We start from the raw sequence: 15,801 nt of genomic DNA, 5'->3' as shown, positions 1-15,801 counted from the left end.
TCCCCTGAGTTGGGGTGTTGCGACGACCACTAGAACGGAAGATTTGAGGGGACGGGCCTTGCGTCATGCCGGTGCCTGCGTCGTGCTGTCCTCGGCCCGGGCAGGTGTCTGCCCCGCCGTTTCGTGAGGCATGGCGAGGGTGGACGGCACCATGTCAGTTCGCGGACCGGGCCTTGGCCAGCGCCTTGTCGATATGGGTGTCCACCAGGCCGGGGGATCCGGCGACCAGGACAACGGTGGTGCCGGTACGGATGGCTGTCTGCTTGACGATGGTGGTGCGTCCGCCGACGGTGTAGGTCATCTGCAGACTCCATTGCTCGTCACCGAGCTGGGGTGCAGCCGCCCGCTGGGTGGCTATGTCGACCGGCGTGCTGCCGGCCACGACCTGATAGGAGGGGCACGACGTCAGGGCGTCGAAGATCCGGTCGGTGCCCTGGGACAGCTTCGACTCGGTGTCGCTGTAGAGCTCCTCGGAGACCTCGGATTCGCTGGTGCCCGCGTAGAGGAAGGCGGCCTTCGCGCGGCGCGGGAAGTTGAGGGATCCGCCGGCCGCGGCGTCGCCGCCGAGCTGTTCCAGCGCGGGGCAGCCGGTGACCGTCACGTCGTCGTGGAGCGACGGGGTCTGCGGCTTGAGGGTGTAGCCCTCACCCAGGTCTCTCTCGATCAGCAGACGTTTCTGCAGCGCGGCCGAGGACAAGGGTTCGCTGGGCGTCGCGTGGCTCGTCGTGTTCTTCTGCCGGGTGGCGGCCGGGGAGGAGGATCCGGGCGTGGCCGAGGGGCTGTTCGAGCAGCCAGGCAGGGTCAGGAGGGTGAGGGCGGTCAGGCCGAGGACGGCGGCGGAAGTGGTGCGAAGGAACATACGAACCCCTGGGGGTGAGACGGGCCGTGATGTGTCTGCGGGGCGGTTGTTTGGGGTCAGTGGCCGAAGGAGTCGAGGCCGTCTTCGAGGGTGGCGTGCCAGTGGGTCATCGGGCCCGAATTGCGGTTGAACCAGGCTGTGTCCAGGCGGTGTTCGAGCGTCTCATGGCCGGCGCGGCAGCGAAGCCATACCTCCTCCCGGATGCTGATGATGATCCAGTCCCGGTACGTGCCGCACTGGGGGCAGGCCGTGACCTCCCCGTCGATGATCAGTGGCTTGTCCCAGGGCATCAGCATTCCGGTCAGCTCCTCACGGCGCGGCGTCCGCAGGTCTGGCGGCAGGAAGTCGTCCACCACCGGCTCGCCGGGCGGTGCCAGGGTGGGCGGGCAATCCGGCAATGGCCAAGCGGGGAGCGCTCTCAATTGTTCGTCCCAGGCCCGCTCCCTCTCTTGGAATTCCCGGGCCTCTCGGCGCTTTCGGCTGATGAACATGCCCTGTCCCCTCCGTCGTCGTGCAGGCCATCACGACATTGCCGGATCGCGGTGACCACTTTCAACTCGTAAATCTCACACTCAACGGGCCTTGTGGGGCTGATTCTTCTGGTCTGCGGGAAGAGGGGCAGGGCGCGACGGGAGTCGCGTGCTGGTGCCGCTTTCGACCTTCGGCGTGGTGGAGGCGTCGGCCGGGAGATGGGCCGTGCGTCGTAGGCGCCATACCAGCACGTCGCTGACCGCTTCCGCTGTGTCCAGTTCCCGCCGCGCCGCTGCTGCAGTCAGCAGCGTGGCCGGTTCGTGGCCGGCGGCTTCTGCGTCAGCGAGGGTGGCGGCCAGGGCGTGCCAGCCCGGTTCGGCGAGGATCCGCTCCGCCAGCTCTGGCACCGCTTGGCGCAGGGTGGTGACGTGTCTGAGCATTCGGGGCTGAGAGAGCTGGCGGCCCCGGTCGTGCAGGGCGGTCATCGGCCGTTGGGCTGCTGCCTGGTAGGCGACACGCAGGTGTTCGGCTGCCTGCCGGGCGGCAGCGGCCTGTTGGGCGTGCTCTTTCTTCCCGTGCCAGTGGGCGGACGCCACGACAAGGAAGACGATCATGTCGATTAGCATCGCTGTCGTGGCGCCGTCCTCTCCCCGGCCGAGTGCCGGACCGCCGTGGACAAGATCGCGGGCGGCCTGACGCAGCGCCCGGTCATGACCGCGCTCCGCTCGTATGTGGGAGCGGGTGGCCCGTTCGAACGCGAACGCGGCCTCGCGCAGTTCGCGTCTCGTGTGGGCTGCGGAGGTTTTGGCGAGAGCGTCCAGCACCTCCCCGGCCGCCGCGATCTGCGCGGTGGCCTGTGCGTCGTCACCGTGGTCGACGACCAGCACCGCCTGCCAGACCGCGGTTGTCGCTCGCCGTCGCGCCGTTGCCGGTCCCGACGGCCGCTGTGCCTGGCCAGTGGAGGCGTCTCCGCTCTGGGCCGTGGTGGGGTCGTTGCCGGACCAGCGTTCACGGATGCGGGGCAGGGAGAGGTCGGGGGCGAGCTTGGACCCGGAGTAGAAGACCGGCTCGCCGTCCTTGTTGCGGTCGTCGGGCAGTGCGACGGTGTAGCCCAGCAGGTCACCGGAGGGTGCGACCCGTGTCCGGACGAGGAGCCCGGCGGCCCGGAGCCGGTCGAAGAACTCGCGTTGGTCCTGGGCTCCGGCCACCGCGCGGCGCACGGTTTCCCGCAGTTCCTCGCGCGGTGTCCGTTCCCTCTTCTTGCGTGTGGCCTTGTGCCGTTCGGCGCTGGTGGGCCGTTGCGCGGCGGTGCCGTCTCCGCGGTTGAGGCGGCGCAGCCCCAGCTCGGCTTCGAGGAGGCGTGCCTCCGCCTGGACGCGGGGAGCATCGTGGTCGAGGTCGGGCTTGTAGCCGTCCTCGCGGACGAGGGTGGCGATGATGTGGATGTGGTCGTCGGCGTGCCGGACGGCCGCCCACCGGCAGCCCGCACCCTGGTCCGGGTCGTCGATCCCCGCGGCGGCGACCATGCGGCGGGCGATGTCTCCCCACTCCTCGTCCGTCAGGATGCGGTCCTCTGCGGCGTTGCGGACGGACAGGTGCCAGACGTGTTTCCTCGGCCGCTCCGAGGCGTCGATGTTCTTCAGGGGTTGGTCGAGGAGCTGCTGGAGTTGCTTCAGGGTGGCGGTCTTGTCACGGCCGGGGTCAGGGGCGTTGTTGTCCCAGGACGAGACGAGGTGCGGGTCGGTGTGCTCCTCGTACTTGCCCGGCCCGTACAGGTAGTACAGGAGGCCGATGGTGCGCTGTCCACGCTCGTGGATCCGGGGGATCATGCTGCTGTCCTCGACCGAATTGATCAATTGATGTGGTCAGCGGGAAGGGTGCGTTCCAGGTCCTCGTGGTGGGAATGCACCACGGATGAACTGGATATCGCCGCTTGCCGCGCTCGTGGGAGTTCTGCTCGGGGCCGGCGCGACGGCGCTGGCCGATCATCGGCGGTGGCGCCAGGAGTCGGTCACGCGTCTGCTGGAACTGCGTACGGTTCTGTATGTCGAGTACTTGGTCGCGATGGAGAAGACGGGGAGAGACCTCCTCCGCGTGCTGGAAACTACGGCGGCCGAGGAACGCGGGAGAGCGGCAGACGCGGCTTTCGCCGGCTTCAATCTCGGCGGCACATGGCAGCAGATCCGCATCGTGGCCTCGACCGACGTGGTCCAGGCTGCCGACAGCGTCTTTCGCTCTCTGAAACGTGCGCGCGACTACGTGGCCACCGCGGACCAACGAGACACCCGGGGACTACGCGCCATGAAGGACGAGGTCGGGGCACTGCGAGACCAGTTCCAGCAGACCGTGCGAAGCGACGTCCGCGGCCTGCTGGCCGGCAGTGCCTCGTGGTCGGCGTGAGTTGCGCGATCACCGCTGCTCAAGCAGCCGGTCGGTGGCCGCCTGGACGCGCGACACGGCACGCTGGACCGCGGCAGCGACTGCGTCGATCTCCGCTGGTCGTCCGCCGCTGTTGATCGCACGGGCTACCTGGTTGAGGTTGTTGCCAACCTGCCCGAGATGCCGGCGGGCCGCGAACAGTTCGCTGACCAGCTCTCGATGGCCGGCAACGGCGGCGGCCGTGTTGTCGAGGTCGTGCGCGGCGACGAGGCCGCTGCGGGCGAGAAAGGCGGGCAGGCTTGTTCGTGTCGCGGTGGCGGCAGCGGTGAGCACTGTCTTCTCGGCGTCATTGAGACGGACGTAAATCACGTGCACGCGCTTGTCGGCGCCGGACTTCGGCGAGCGCTTACGCACGGTCTTCTTGACGTCGCGGCGCTTGCGTCGCGACGGCTGCTTCTCCGGCTGCGATCCGCCCCCGGTCGCTGCCTCCCGGACCTGCGCCCCCCGGCGCAGGTCCGGTCCCGCCACCTTGGGGGCGGGTTGCGCCGAGGCCGTCTTCCCCAACGGGGAAGACGGTCTTGGCGGATAACTTGCTCCTTCTGGGGTCGCGTTGGGGCCTTGGCCTTCCGGCTCGTGGGCGGGGGCGTTCCGGTTCGTCATCGGATGTAAGTCCTTGTGGTGTGGGTGCGATGCCGGACCTCGTCATCCAGGCCGGCTTTCGTGGCAGAGGTGACGTGTGCGAGTGCAGAAGGGGGCGGTGGCCCGGCGTACGCTGGGCCACCGCTCGGGCAAGGCCGGTCATGGGGTGGTGGTGCTCGGGCTGGGTCAGCCGCATTCGCGGCAGCGCTCGAAGTGCGTGCTCAGGGCTCTGGCTTTGGCCCGCTTTGTACCGTGCGCCTTGTTCGCGCTGGCCTTCGCGCGCGGTGTGCCGGGATCGCGGTCCGCGTAGTTGCGCAGGTACTGGAACTCGCGCTCGTATTCAGCGGCGATGCGGGCGAATCGCCGGCAGGTTTTCATCGGGTGCTGCTCCTCTTGGCGTTGCTGCCGCTTTCGCTGCGCAGGCGGCGCAGGACAGGGGTGAGGTTCTCGTTGCGGATGGATATCTGCTGATCGCGCATGATCTGCCGCAGCTGCACACGCGTGATGGCCTCGTTCCCGCTCCGTGCCAGCACCGCCGGCACATGAGGGCGGATCCGGGCGACGATCTCGTCCTCCGAGAACCGCGCCCGAGACGGGGACGGCGAGACCCCAGCCATCGGGGACCGGTCCCCGGTCCCCTCGGCGCGGCGCCCGGACTGCCTTGTCCGGGGGACGTCCTTATTCGGGACCGTCCCGGGGACCGTGCCAGCCTGGTCCCGGTCCCCACCATTGGGAACCGTGCCCGCTCGGGGACCGTCCCCGTCCACGTAAGCCCGGTCCCGGTCCCCACCGTCGGGACGCGGGACGCGGGGACCGTCCCCGCTGCCGTCGGTCACCGGGACCGTGTCCGCCGGTTCGTCCGTTCCGTTGTCGGGGACCGAGGAATCGGCGACCGTGGCGAGACGGTGCGGGCGGGCTGCGGAGACAACTGCCGTCTCTGCGCCTTCCATCATGGTCCCGTTGTTGGTCCCGCCTTCACGGTCGGCGAGTTCAGCCCTCCGCGCCGGGGAGGGCGAGTGCCCCTGATTGTGGCTGAGGGAGGCGGGATCCGGGTCCCTGCCGGCCGGGAAACCTGTCGCGAGAGCCGGTCCCGGGCGCCTCTCCGAGGGACGGTCCCCGTGCCGGGCCTGGTCCCGTGGGGAGCCGGGACCAGGCTGAGAGTGCGGGGGACTGGGGACCGTTGTGGCGCGGTCTCCGGTTGGTCCCGCCTCTGTCCCCGTGAGGATCGGGGGACGGTGCCGGGTGATGAGGATGTAGAGATGGACGGCGCCGGCGAGGGCCAGCGGGGCGAGGGTGGACAGGATCGCGACGACGGTGTCGCCCAGGCGCAGACCGCCCGGGGTGGTCTGCTGGTTGAGGCGGACTGCGTGGAGGGAGTTGGCCCAGATGCTGGCGGTGGTCGCGGTCCCGAAGAGCATCCAGACGTAGGCGCGGGCCCGCAGGGGCGCCGCGGAGAGGACGAGCAGGGCGCGGACACCGTAGGCGATGAAGCCGTCGATTACGAGAGGGAAAAGGTAGGTGAGGAGTCCGCGGACGTGGATGGCGACGGCCATTTGCTGCAGGGCGTCGTAACTCAGGGCGCAGCCGGCGGAGCCGAGGGCGATGATGGCCAGGCGATCCCAGTTTCCGATCGGGGCGACGGCGACAGGCGTGGGGCTGGGGTGGGTCATGCGGCCCTTCCGAGCTCGTCGATCAGCTCCTTGGTATGCACGTGGCGTTCGACAGGGGACGGGGCGCCGGTTCTGTCGTCCTCCTCCTCGTCCGTCCCTTCCTCGTCGTCCTCTTGTTCTTCGGTGTAGTTCTCCTCGTCGCCGTTGTTCTGGTCGTCGTAGAGGTCCCACCATCGGTCGCGGTCACGGATGTCGTGGGCGGCCTCGCGGAGCCGGTCACGCATCCAGTCCAGGTCGCTCTGGAGCAGGTAGGCCAGGTGCTCGGCACTCCAGCCGCGCAGGTAGGCGTGACGGATGACGGTGTCGCGCTCGGGCTTGCTCAGCTGCACGTCACGGCCGGCGAGGGCGGCACGTACCCGGGCATAGTCGAGGCGCGCGCTGATCTTGGCGTGCCAGGGGCGGCGCTCGGCTTCGGTCAGACCGCCCCACAGACCAGTGCGGATCTCGTTGTCCAGGGCGTAGTTGAAGCAGTCCCGCTTGACGGGGCACTTGCCGCAGAGCTTCTTCGCCTGGGCGATCACTTTGTGGTTGCGGGATCTGGGAAAGAACAGCCGGTCGGCGTCGGCGGCCTCCATGCCGTAGCAGCGACCGCGGACTTGCCAGCTGTGGTCGGCGATCCCGCGCAGGGCCGAGAGCGGTGAAGCGTTGGTGGTGATGTAGCGCATGGGTGTCTCCGGTGCCTCGCGGGCCGGTGGAGGGTCACACGGCGGGAGGCAGGACAGGGGCGCGGCAGCGGGTGCCGTCCCGAGGAAAGCGGGGGAGAGGCGAAGGGGACCGGGGTTCAGCGGCGCGGGTAGCGGCGGTCGGGGCCGGAGAACTCGACGGATGTGCACATGCCGGACAAGCGGGAGAGCACGCGGTCGCCGACCTTGTCACGCAGCACTACGGGCTGTGTTTTCACATCGGCGGTGCGGACCGGCAGCAGATTGCTGGTAATGATCGTCGGGAGCCGGTTCTCCGCCCGCCAGTTCACGAGCCGGAAGTTCAGCTCCTCGGTCCACTCGGTCGCCCTGGCGGCGCCGAGATCGTCCAGGAACAGCAACGGCACCCGCGCGATGCGGCGGAGCAGGAACTCCGGATCCGTCCCCGGACGGGGGCGCGTCTCGGCGTACAGGTCCGCCAGCGTCGTGGCGTGCCACCGCACCCCGCACCCCGCGCGGATCAGTGCCCTGATGGCCCCGTACGCCTGGTGCGTTTTACCGGTACCGGTCGGGCCCCACAGCAGGAGCGAGGGGCCGTGGGCGATCTGCCGCCGGCCCGAGCCGCCCCAGTTCGGATACAGCCCGCCGGAGTTCGGCGCGACCGCCGCATCCACGATGGTCCGCACCCACGTGAGGACGTCCGGGTGGTCCGCCACCGCGTCCCGGTAGTCGAAGGGGATACGTTTCTGCGCCGTCTCCAGGGCCGGTATCGGCTCCGGGGCGTCGGCAGGTGCCGGCCCTTCGGTGGTGATGCCACGAGCCGCGAGGCGGGCTTCGAGGCGGGCGCGGAGCCGGTCGGAGACCACGGGCTGGGGATCGGCGAGGTGGGCGCGGGTCACAGGCCGCCTCCGAACGTGGTCGGCTCGGGCGTCGTGTTGAGGTACGGGGTGTAGGCGGATCCGCTGCTGGCCCACAGGCCCCCGCCGGAGGCGCTCGACGGAGGTGACGCGCTGTGCGGCGAGGCGTTGACAACCTCATTCACCAGGCTGGGCAACACGCTCGGGTGCAGACCTTTGCTCCGCAGGCGGTCGAGCGCCGTGCGGATGTCGCCCGGCTCGAAGTCCTCGGCCAGGAGGGTTTTGATCTCCCGTCCCAGGTGCCCGAGCGTGCTGCTGGGCGGGCGGCGGTGGCAGCCGCTCGCGTACTCGGCCACCAGTTGCTTCGCGGAGACGGTCTCGGATGCGGCGTCAGGGGCGGGCGCCCCGCGCCCCGTAGGTACAGATCCAGGATCCAAGATCCTAGATCCAGTACCCGAGCCCTCGCGAGGACCTGTCGAGGACTCACCGAAAGCGCCCTGACCTGCGACGTTGCCAAGAGATATGGATGCTGCGGCTTTCGCGTCGGATGAGAGGGCTGGACGGGTGACGCCCGAATCGGCGGGCGCTATCTCCGGGCTCGACTCACGGAAGGTATCCGGTGAAACCGTCGTATCGAGGTCTCGGACAGGGCTCGGGGAGACTTCACCGAGACTCTTCTGGGAAATCGCGACAGGGGCATCAACGGGCCGGGCAGGGCAGCGCCGTTCCTTGCACTTGCCGCACCTCTCCGCTTCCTCGTGCCGCGGGCACCGGGGCGCTCGCGGCGCGGAGGCATTGTCGATCTTCTGGTGCCGCTTCCACGTCACGATGTGCAGCCAGTTCCGGCCGTCGCAGCCGGTGAACCGGCAGATCAGTCCCGCCGTGGCCAGCTCCTCGAGGTCGCGGGCGACATGGGTGGGGGTGTGCTCGGGGCGAAGGGCCCACAGGCGTCCGGCGATGATCGCCGGGTGGTCCCGGTGCCGGCCCGCGTCATCCGCCTGAGTCATCAGGCCGATGAACGTCAGCATCGCGGTCACCGAGCATTCGGCCAGAGCTTCCGACTCGAACATCTCCGGCTTAATAGTGCGGATACGCGCCATCAGACATCAGCCCCGTCCCGGCCGCCGCGGTCAGGGCCCGGAACCAACTGCTCGCGGGCAGGTGCAGAAGGGGCGGAGGCTGCCGCGCCGGCCGGGATGCCCGGCCTTTTGCGCATGGCAGTCGTCATGCAACACTCTCCTCTGAAGTGAAGTCGCACCGGTGTGCCCCGTCACAAGGGCCGATGCGGCGTGAGTGAAGCTCCAGCCCATGCGTGGGCGAGAGAGTCATATGCCGGTCGGCGTCTGAGAGTTGGCCCTCTCAGACGCCGCCGCTATTTCGCAGCCTTAACCCGGCCGCTGGTTGCACGCGGTCCACATCTCACTCCTCTTTTCTGGCCCCGGGCGGACTGCCCGGCTGGCGACGACGAACATAAGCGCAACCTCCTGTCAAGATCCAGACTTAGCTCTTGCACTCTCCACAAGTCGTTCCACACAGTGCCGCCCAGCCGAGCGGAGACAACCGCCGGTCAAGCGACCGGCTGGCGTCCCCTTAATTCACAGCACCCGGATCACGACCGCGGCCACGCCAGGAGCACCCCAGCGGACGACGGCGAGCCCTGGTAACAAACCACCGACCACGGGGTGACCAGCCGTAGCGATTTAAGCCGCGCGGCCGAGAATCGTCAACGCGAGGCAAAACTTCTCTACGCGCGTAGTTTCAGCGCATAACGGGGGCCCGAAGTTGTTTACCTGTACCAATCAACTCGCCTTCCCCGATGCATAATTGACTGAGCGCCAGGTCGATTACCGGGCGCGAATCGAGCCAGGGAAGACCGGACTGCCGGCCACGGAAAATGGCGACCCGCAAAGAATTGCGTGTTTCCTGACATGCAAAAAATTGCGGCCCGGAATGACTGTTTCACTCCGAAAGCTTGCGATTGTCCCGCCCAGTTGAGGTCAAATGTCCACCCACGGTCGCTGGAGCCACTTTGCCATCGGCACTATGAACATTTCACAGTGATCGTGACGAGGAAACCTATTGCCGGGAACGCTTTCCGATCTCGTATGGTTTTCCCAGGAGGAAGCCGGAGGCGGCCTCCGCGATATGAAGACATCTCTCTTAATCACCGCAACGAGTCGCGCACCCGTCGCGTGACAGACAGACAGAGCGAGGACGCAATGGAGCTGGAGGGCACGACCCCGGACCCCGGGCATCTGATGGGGCTCGCGGGACTGCTCCGCGCGTGGCGCACAGCCGCCGGCGCGCGTAGGGGCACTCCCTTGACGCAACCGATGGTCGCCGAGGCGCTGGGCAGGTCCGTACGCTGGTACCAGGACCTGGAAAGCGGCGCCACCATGCGTCTGGACCGGGCTCAGTGCGATGCCTTGGCCGACGTACTCGAACTGGGGCGAGATGAGCGCTCCGCTCTGGTCCTCTACAGCATCGGGGGCGCAATGAATATCTCGTCGCCGCCGGAGATAGGCGTGCAGCGCGCCCTGCAGTTGCTCATCGACAAGCAGATGCCGAGCCCTACCTACCTGACCGATGGACTGTGGAACATCCGCGGTTTCAATCAGGCCATGGCCGACTGGTGGCCCTGGGTCCTGGAGCCGGGCGCCAATCTCATCAAGTGGGCGCTCCTCCACCCCGACGCCCGCGTCCAATACCACGACTGGCCACAGCACGCGGCAGCCTACGTACGGCTGTTGAAATTCGCCCTGGCCAGCCGCGGCGATGACAGAGCAGAACTCGTCCAGCTCATCAGCGACGTGTGTGCCGACAGCAACGTCCGCAGCATCTGGGAGTCGAGCAGCGAAGTCAGCGAGAGCCGCGACGGCCACCACTTCCGCATGTCACTGCCGGCCCGCAACTGGATCCCCGTCGAAGTCGTCAGCCACGTCCTCTACCCGGCGAGCCTCCCCGACCACCGGCTCGTCGTGATCACATGGCTCCAGACCGGCGACGAGGAAGACGACGTCCCCACCGACGCACTCGCGGTCTCCTGGACGCTGCCGGCCCAGCAGCCAGCTCCTGTACTGGCCGGAGCCTACAAAGACGCGCAGCGCCGCATGGTCCACAGCCTCACCGGACGACGGTCCGTCGCCTCCGCACGGGACGCCGCTTACCTGGCCGGCGACGATGCGATCGACCTCCCGGAACTGAGCAGGCTTATCGGAGGCGGATGCCGGCTCACTCTCTCCCCCTTGAACCGATCTGTCATCTGGGCCACGCCGGAACCCGACGGTGAATGGGCCATTGTCGAGATCAACGCCAACACGCTTGCTCTCCGCCTCCCCCACGCGGCAGAACGCAGCGAAACCGTGGAGGAGTACAAGATCCTTACTCGCGCAATCCTGCCCTCCGACCCCCGCCACGCCGTCAGACAAATCCAGAGCCTGCGATCGCAAATGCGCCACCGGATGGGCGTCCTGGACTCCATCCACCATGAACTGTGGCAGGCCGACCACAGCCTTCCCCCCTGCGAAGCCGCCGCCGTCCCCCGGATCGCTTCCTAAAGGCCAGCCGGGTAACCAGCCACCGCCGCATAATCTCCACAACGGCCCTGCGCTGCGACCGTCAACGGCGGCAGCGCAGGGCCGTTACGGGTATGCAGGCTGAAGGCCGCTATCTCCTCCGGGGCGATTTGCCGGAGCTGGGCGGTCAGGCTCAATGGACCCGCCCGGGTTAGGCGTTGGCGCTGTTGCGGCGGGGCATCGATATTTCACACGTCACAAAGAACGGGTGATGAAACTTCGTCACCAACCGCGCAACGCATGCCCACAGGGCAAGTTGAGCGCCGCAGTCAGCGTTTATGCATCATCCGCAGCGAAAGGCGTACATGTTGAGCCGCTCGATACTCGTGACTGGTGGCAACCGGGGCATTGGCCTTGCCATTGCCCATAGCCTTGCGGCTGCCGGTGATCGAGTTGCCATCACGTATCGGTCGGGAGAGCCTCCCCAGGGCTTCCTCGCCGTAAGATGTGATGTCCGGGATCCCGGACAAATCGAGAGCGCATACGAAGAGATAGAAGCAAAGAACGGCCAGGTACAGGTCCTGGTGGCCAATGCAGGCATCACCAAGGACATGCCGCTGGTACGGATGTCGGAGGAGGACTTCACCTCAGTACTGGACGTCAACCTCACCGGCACCTTCCGGGTCGTCAGACGTGTGGTTGGCGGGATGCTTTCGGCGCGGGACGGTCGGATCGTACTCATTTCTTCGGTGGTGGGCCTGCATGGGGCATCGGGGCTGGCCAACTACGCTGCGTCGAAGGCGGCTCTCCTCGGTTTCGCCCGATCGGTGGCCCGAGAAGCCGGTCCGCACGGCATCACCTGCAATGCAGTAGCTCCTGGCTACGTTGATACGGACATGATGAGTAAGATCAGTCCGGCCCAGCGTGAAAAACTCCTGGCACAGGTTCCGCTCGGCCGGTCCGCTCACCCGCAGGAGATTGCCGCCGTCGTGCGTTTCCTCGCCTCAAAAGGCGCCGCCTATATCAACGGCGCCGTTGTGCCCGTCGACGGCGGCATGGGCATGGGACATTGATCCCACGATTCGCGCACAACCCAGCAGGATTTTCAGCGGAGCCTCCTCGGAGTGAGTCCACGGGCAGCCCGGAGACGCGCCGGAGGCATGGTGCTTCACGCCAGCGTCCCCGCAGCCGTACAGCCAAGACGGCGGCTGAGGCACGGATTCCGGGTCGGGCGAACGTGCCGCCCCGGCGGATTCATCAGGTCGGCCATCGCATGCCGATCTTTGTGAGGTCCTTGATGTACTTCATGGAAAGCTTTCCCTTTTTGAAGTCGGTTCGCTGACGGGAGATCCAGGCACCGAGACGCAATTCCGCCGGCGGCTCGGTGACATATTTGACCGGGATCTTCAAGTGGCGATGGGCTCGATAAAATTCTTTGGCTGCGGCGAAATGCTCAAGCCACAGGGCCTCATTTACGTCCCAGATCATTCCGAGCTTGTCCAGCTCTGATATTTGGTCGACTGTCAGCTTTCCGCGAATTCGGCGATCCCGCGCCTTTGATATCCACATCCCGAGTTTGAATTCCACGCCGTCCGCGTCGGTTATTGTCTGCAGAGCCGGCATGTTGAGGTTGTCGAACTTCTCGTGATATAGGTGCGCGAAGCTGAGGGCGCGCTGCCAGGCCCGTTCACGGGTTCGCCCCGGCTTCATGCCCAGGCTTTCGAGTGCCGCAGTGCGTTCGGCACTGAGCGTACCGGCTTCCATTTCGGCGTGCTGTCGATACAGCCATTGGCCAAGATCGACCTCGCCGGCGGAAATTTGCTCGATGTGCCGTGCCGGTATATCGAGGTTGCCGTGGCGGGCGTGGTATTCCTGCACTGCTTCGAAATTGCGACGCCACTTGTCCTCACGGGCCTTCCAGATCATTCCCAATTCATCGAGTTCGATGATTCTCCCCGGAGGAATCGTCTTGTGCCCTTCACGCTTGCCTGCCAGCCACAAGCCCAGTGGGAAGCCTTCGGACCTGTCCGTGGCTTCTTCGACGTGGTCGCGAGGGACACGGAGATGCCCGTTGCGACGCTGGTATGCGCGGGCTGCTTCGATGCCCTGCTTCCAGTCCTCCGCGAACACGGACCACACCATGCCCAGCTCGTCCAGCGCTTCACGCTGCCGGGAGGGCAGCTGACCTCGCCGCCGTCGGAGGCCGTTGATCCACATGCCGAGGTGAAATGGGTCGATCTCAGGGGTGACGTAGCTGCGTGGGACGCGCAAGTCGCCGTGCTCGGCACGGTATTTGGCCGCGGCTTCGAGGCGCCGCGCGAAGGTCTCGTCGAGGACATCCCAGACCATGCCGATCTCTTCGAGCTGGGCATGCCGGGCCGGCGACAGGTAGCCGTCGTTGTGGAGCTGGCGGGCCCGGCGGATCCAGTGCCCCAGGGTGAGCCCGGATTCGGTGACGAAGTCGGTGCGGACCAGCAGGTTGCCGTGTTCGTCGGCGTAGGCGGCGGCAGCCCCAAGGTACTCTTCCCATGATGTGGTGGAGGACCGGACTGCCTGCACTGTGATCGCCTCAGCGAACCGGTCGGGCACCGGTATGCCTCTGAACTGGAGCCACTTCGGCAGCTCCGTGAGGGTCCCCCCGGAGGTCCGGTGGCTTCCGCCCAACGCGCGGCGCCGGGCATCCAGTTCCGCCCCGAGAGCTTCGTCATGAGCGGCCAGTGCGCTCACCACCTGCCATACAGGCGCGTATGCCGAGCCCTGGAGGGCACTTACAGGATCCTGCCCGGGTTCCATCAGGACCGGAACGAGGATGTACGCGGTCTTGTCCTTCATGCCGCCCAGGCGCAGGGCCCGGCCGACCGCCTGAACTGTGTCGATCGTGGACTTCCGAGCGGAAATGAAGGCGAGGCCGTCGACGAGCGGCGCGTCGTAGCCTTCCGAGAGGACCCGTGCGTTGGAGATGACCACCCGGTCGAGGCGATCGTCCGCCAGTTTCTTGAGTTCCTTACGCCGCTGCGCCCGCCCTTGAGAACCGTGGACGAAGCCCGTTGTCAACGTGTCCGCCGGTCCGAGCAACGCGTCCGCTTCGGGCAGGGTCTGGGAGAACCAACGTGCGTCGGTCACCCGGCGGTGGTACGTGAGCATGCGCTGGACCTTGAACTCGCGGGCTGCCCGTAGAACCGCAACCTGACGTGCCAACATGGGTGCGGACACTGCGGACGGCCCGAGCTGAAGAAAAGTGCTGCTGTCATGTTCGGTGGCAAGTCGGTGCATCTCCTCGTCCGTGACCACGGAGACAATGACGCGGTAGCCGGCCAGGAGCTTGCGCTCCCGGGCCCTCGCGAAACTGAGCCGGTGGGCGACGCGGCCGAACACCTTTTCGTCGTCCATACTGACAACCTCGGACAGATCGCCTTCACGCACGCTCACCAGGCGCGGTGTCGCCGTCATATAGAGGCGCGCGGACGCGGGCACCAGCACGTCGTCGTGGATCACCGACCACTGCCGGCCCTTGACCCCGGCCGAGCGGTGGGCCTCGTCGACCACAACCAGCTTCCATGGCTGCACACCCCTGATCCGGTGGGCTGCGACGAGCTTCGGCAGGCTCTGGTACGTGATGGCCACGGTACTGCGCCCCCTCCGCGCGCGCAGCAACTCCGCCAGCCGGCCGGCGTCGGAAGTGACCTCGATCTGAAGGTCAGTCAGGTCGTTGGCCGCGTCGCGGTCCATGACTTCTCTGTCGCCGCACACAGCGATGATGTGGCCCAGCGCCTCACGACCCAGCGCGTCCAGCCAGCCAGTGAGTGTCTGGGCGACCAGGTCGAGCGTGGGCACCACGATCAGCACGGGCCCGGACGGCGATACCAGACCGGCTACTTCAGCTCCGACCCGCGTCTTCCCTGTACCGCACGCCATCACGTTGGTGACGCGCGCCGCCGAGCGGAGCTCCCTCGTGAGGTCCTTCACCGCTTCTTGCTGGTGTTGCCACAGGGGTGGTGCTGCTGCCACGTTCACGTTCTCTGCTTTCGATTGTGCTGGTGTCGTACGAGCCGCCTGGGCCGCGGCGTCGTCGACTGGCGTGCCGGGCGGGGACGGACAGGATGGCTTGCTCGGTGAGGCTGGGGGGTTCACCTGATCTTTTCCTCAGCTCAGGAGGAGGCAGGCGTCCCAGTCGCTGGCGGGACCGGAGTCCTGCTCGGCGCTCTGGAACGCCAGGATTGCCCCGGTGGCCCCTTCGAGGAAGCCGGTTTTCTCGGGCGGCCCGACGGTAAGGAAGTGTTGGCTGAGCTGGGCGAGGCGGGCGGCGAACATGGAGGGGGTTTCGGCGTCTTCGGCGACGCGCTGAACGGTGCGCAGCACACCGCCGACGCCGTGGCAGAGTCCGCGGTTGGTGAGCTGGTTGATCTGGAGTGGGTCAGCCAGGCAGTACAGCAGTGCGCGCTCGGCCATCCGCTTGCGGTGGTCGTCGCCCAGGGCGATCGCGGCGAGCTGCTGCGCGCGGACCAGGCCGGGTGTGCCGTAGCACCAGGACGGAGCGGCCGGCCAGGTGGGTACGGCGGTGGTCTCGGTGATCCATCGTGGCCAGCGGGTGCCGCGGTGGTCGTGTTGGCGTATCTGGTCGAGCCAGTGGCAGATCCGGGTCATGGCCGTGTCGTGGCCGTTCACGGTGATGCCTCGTTGTTTGGCGAGGGCGAGGAGGGCGAGTGGGCCGGAAATGCCGTGGGCGAGGCCGGCGTTGGCGTGGCCGTTCGGTGTGGGGGCGTCGGGGTG

14 protein-coding genes are annotated in these 15,801 nt (G+C 67.2%); 3 read left to right on the top strand and 11 right to left on the bottom strand.

The window, feature by feature from the left end; translation table 11 throughout:
* Positions 1–154: 154 nt before the first annotated feature.
* The 3 genes from PV679_RS30315 to PV679_RS30305 form a co-directional block, all read right to left on the bottom strand.
* Positions 155–859 (bottom strand): hypothetical protein, encoded by a 705-nt coding sequence (locus PV679_RS30315; protein WP_319683801.1) that lies wholly within the window; start codon positions 857–859, stop codon positions 155–157.
* A 56-nt stretch (positions 860–915) separates the two neighbouring features.
* Positions 916–1,350: a hypothetical protein gene (locus PV679_RS30310; RefSeq protein WP_319683800.1), complete on the bottom strand. Its 435-nt coding sequence runs from the start codon at positions 1,348–1,350 to the stop codon at positions 916–918.
* An 81-nt stretch (positions 1,351–1,431) separates the two neighbouring features.
* On the bottom strand, positions 1,432–3,159 hold the full coding sequence (locus tag PV679_RS30305; RefSeq protein ID WP_319683798.1) for a relaxase/mobilization nuclease domain-containing protein: 1,728 nt from the start codon (positions 3,157–3,159) through the stop codon (positions 1,432–1,434).
* A gap of 85 nt (positions 3,160–3,244) precedes the next feature.
* On the opposite strand from PV679_RS30305, the gene PV679_RS30300 reads away from it, so the two are divergent.
* Positions 3,245–3,730: a hypothetical protein gene (locus tag PV679_RS30300; protein WP_319683796.1), complete on the top strand. Its 486-nt coding sequence runs from the start codon at positions 3,245–3,247 to the stop codon at positions 3,728–3,730.
* 9 nt (positions 3,731–3,739) lie between these two features.
* On the opposite strand, the gene mobC is transcribed toward PV679_RS30300, so the two are convergent.
* The 6 genes from mobC to PV679_RS30270 form a co-directional block, all read right to left on the bottom strand.
* Positions 3,740–4,273: a plasmid mobilization relaxosome protein MobC gene (mobC, locus tag PV679_RS30295; protein ID WP_319683795.1), complete on the bottom strand. Its 534-nt coding sequence runs from the start codon at positions 4,271–4,273 to the stop codon at positions 3,740–3,742.
* 261 nt (positions 4,274–4,534) lie between these two features.
* Positions 4,535–4,726, bottom strand: a complete 192-nt coding sequence (locus PV679_RS30290; RefSeq protein ID WP_319683794.1) for a hypothetical protein — start codon at positions 4,724–4,726, stop codon at positions 4,535–4,537.
* The gene (locus PV679_RS30285) at positions 4,723–6,018 is read right to left on the bottom strand and encodes a DUF2637 domain-containing protein (RefSeq protein ID WP_319683793.1); all 1,296 of its coding nucleotides are present in this window, start codon (positions 6,016–6,018) and stop codon (positions 4,723–4,725) included. The genes PV679_RS30290 and PV679_RS30285 overlap by 4 nt, the downstream gene beginning before the upstream one ends.
* On the bottom strand, positions 6,015–6,683 hold the full coding sequence (locus PV679_RS30280; RefSeq protein WP_319683792.1) for a WhiB family transcriptional regulator: 669 nt from the start codon (positions 6,681–6,683) through the stop codon (positions 6,015–6,017). The genes PV679_RS30285 and PV679_RS30280 overlap by 4 nt, the downstream gene beginning before the upstream one ends.
* Before the next feature lie 116 nt (positions 6,684–6,799).
* Positions 6,800–7,558 carry an ATP-binding protein gene (locus PV679_RS30275; RefSeq protein WP_319683790.1) on the bottom strand — a complete coding sequence of 253 codons (759 nt, stop codon included), beginning with the start codon at positions 7,556–7,558 and terminating at the stop codon, positions 6,800–6,802.
* Positions 7,555–8,586 carry a hypothetical protein gene (locus PV679_RS30270; RefSeq protein WP_319683788.1) on the bottom strand — a complete coding sequence of 344 codons (1,032 nt, stop codon included), beginning with the start codon at positions 8,584–8,586 and terminating at the stop codon, positions 7,555–7,557. The genes PV679_RS30275 and PV679_RS30270 overlap by 4 nt, the downstream gene beginning before the upstream one ends.
* Before the next feature lie 858 nt (positions 8,587–9,444).
* Here PV679_RS30270 and PV679_RS30265 point away from each other — a divergent pair.
* On the top strand, positions 9,445–11,073 hold the full coding sequence (locus PV679_RS30265) for a helix-turn-helix transcriptional regulator (RefSeq protein ID WP_319683856.1): 1,629 nt from the start codon (positions 9,445–9,447) through the stop codon (positions 11,071–11,073).
* A gap of 326 nt (positions 11,074–11,399) precedes the next feature.
* On the top strand, positions 11,400–12,104 hold the full coding sequence (gene fabG, locus PV679_RS30260; protein ID WP_319683855.1) for a 3-oxoacyl-ACP reductase FabG: 705 nt from the start codon (positions 11,400–11,402) through the stop codon (positions 12,102–12,104).
* Positions 12,105–12,288: 184 nt separating this feature from the next.
* On the opposite strand, the gene PV679_RS30255 is transcribed toward fabG, so the two are convergent.
* Positions 12,289–15,039, bottom strand: a complete 2,751-nt coding sequence (locus PV679_RS30255) for a DEAD/DEAH box helicase (protein ID WP_319683786.1) — start codon at positions 15,037–15,039, stop codon at positions 12,289–12,291.
* Positions 15,040–15,174: 135 nt separating this feature from the next.
* Positions 15,175–15,801, bottom strand: a 627-nt coding sequence (locus PV679_RS30250) for a lanthionine synthetase LanC family protein (protein WP_319683785.1), incomplete at its 5' end; no start/stop codon positions are given.

This window comes from Streptomyces sp. AK02-01A (assembly GCF_033795305.1).
Taxonomy (GTDB): domain Bacteria; phylum Actinomycetota; class Actinomycetes; order Streptomycetales; family Streptomycetaceae; genus Streptomyces.
Note: the sequence above shows the minus strand (reverse complement) of the source record. Positions and strands in the feature narration are given on the sequence as shown.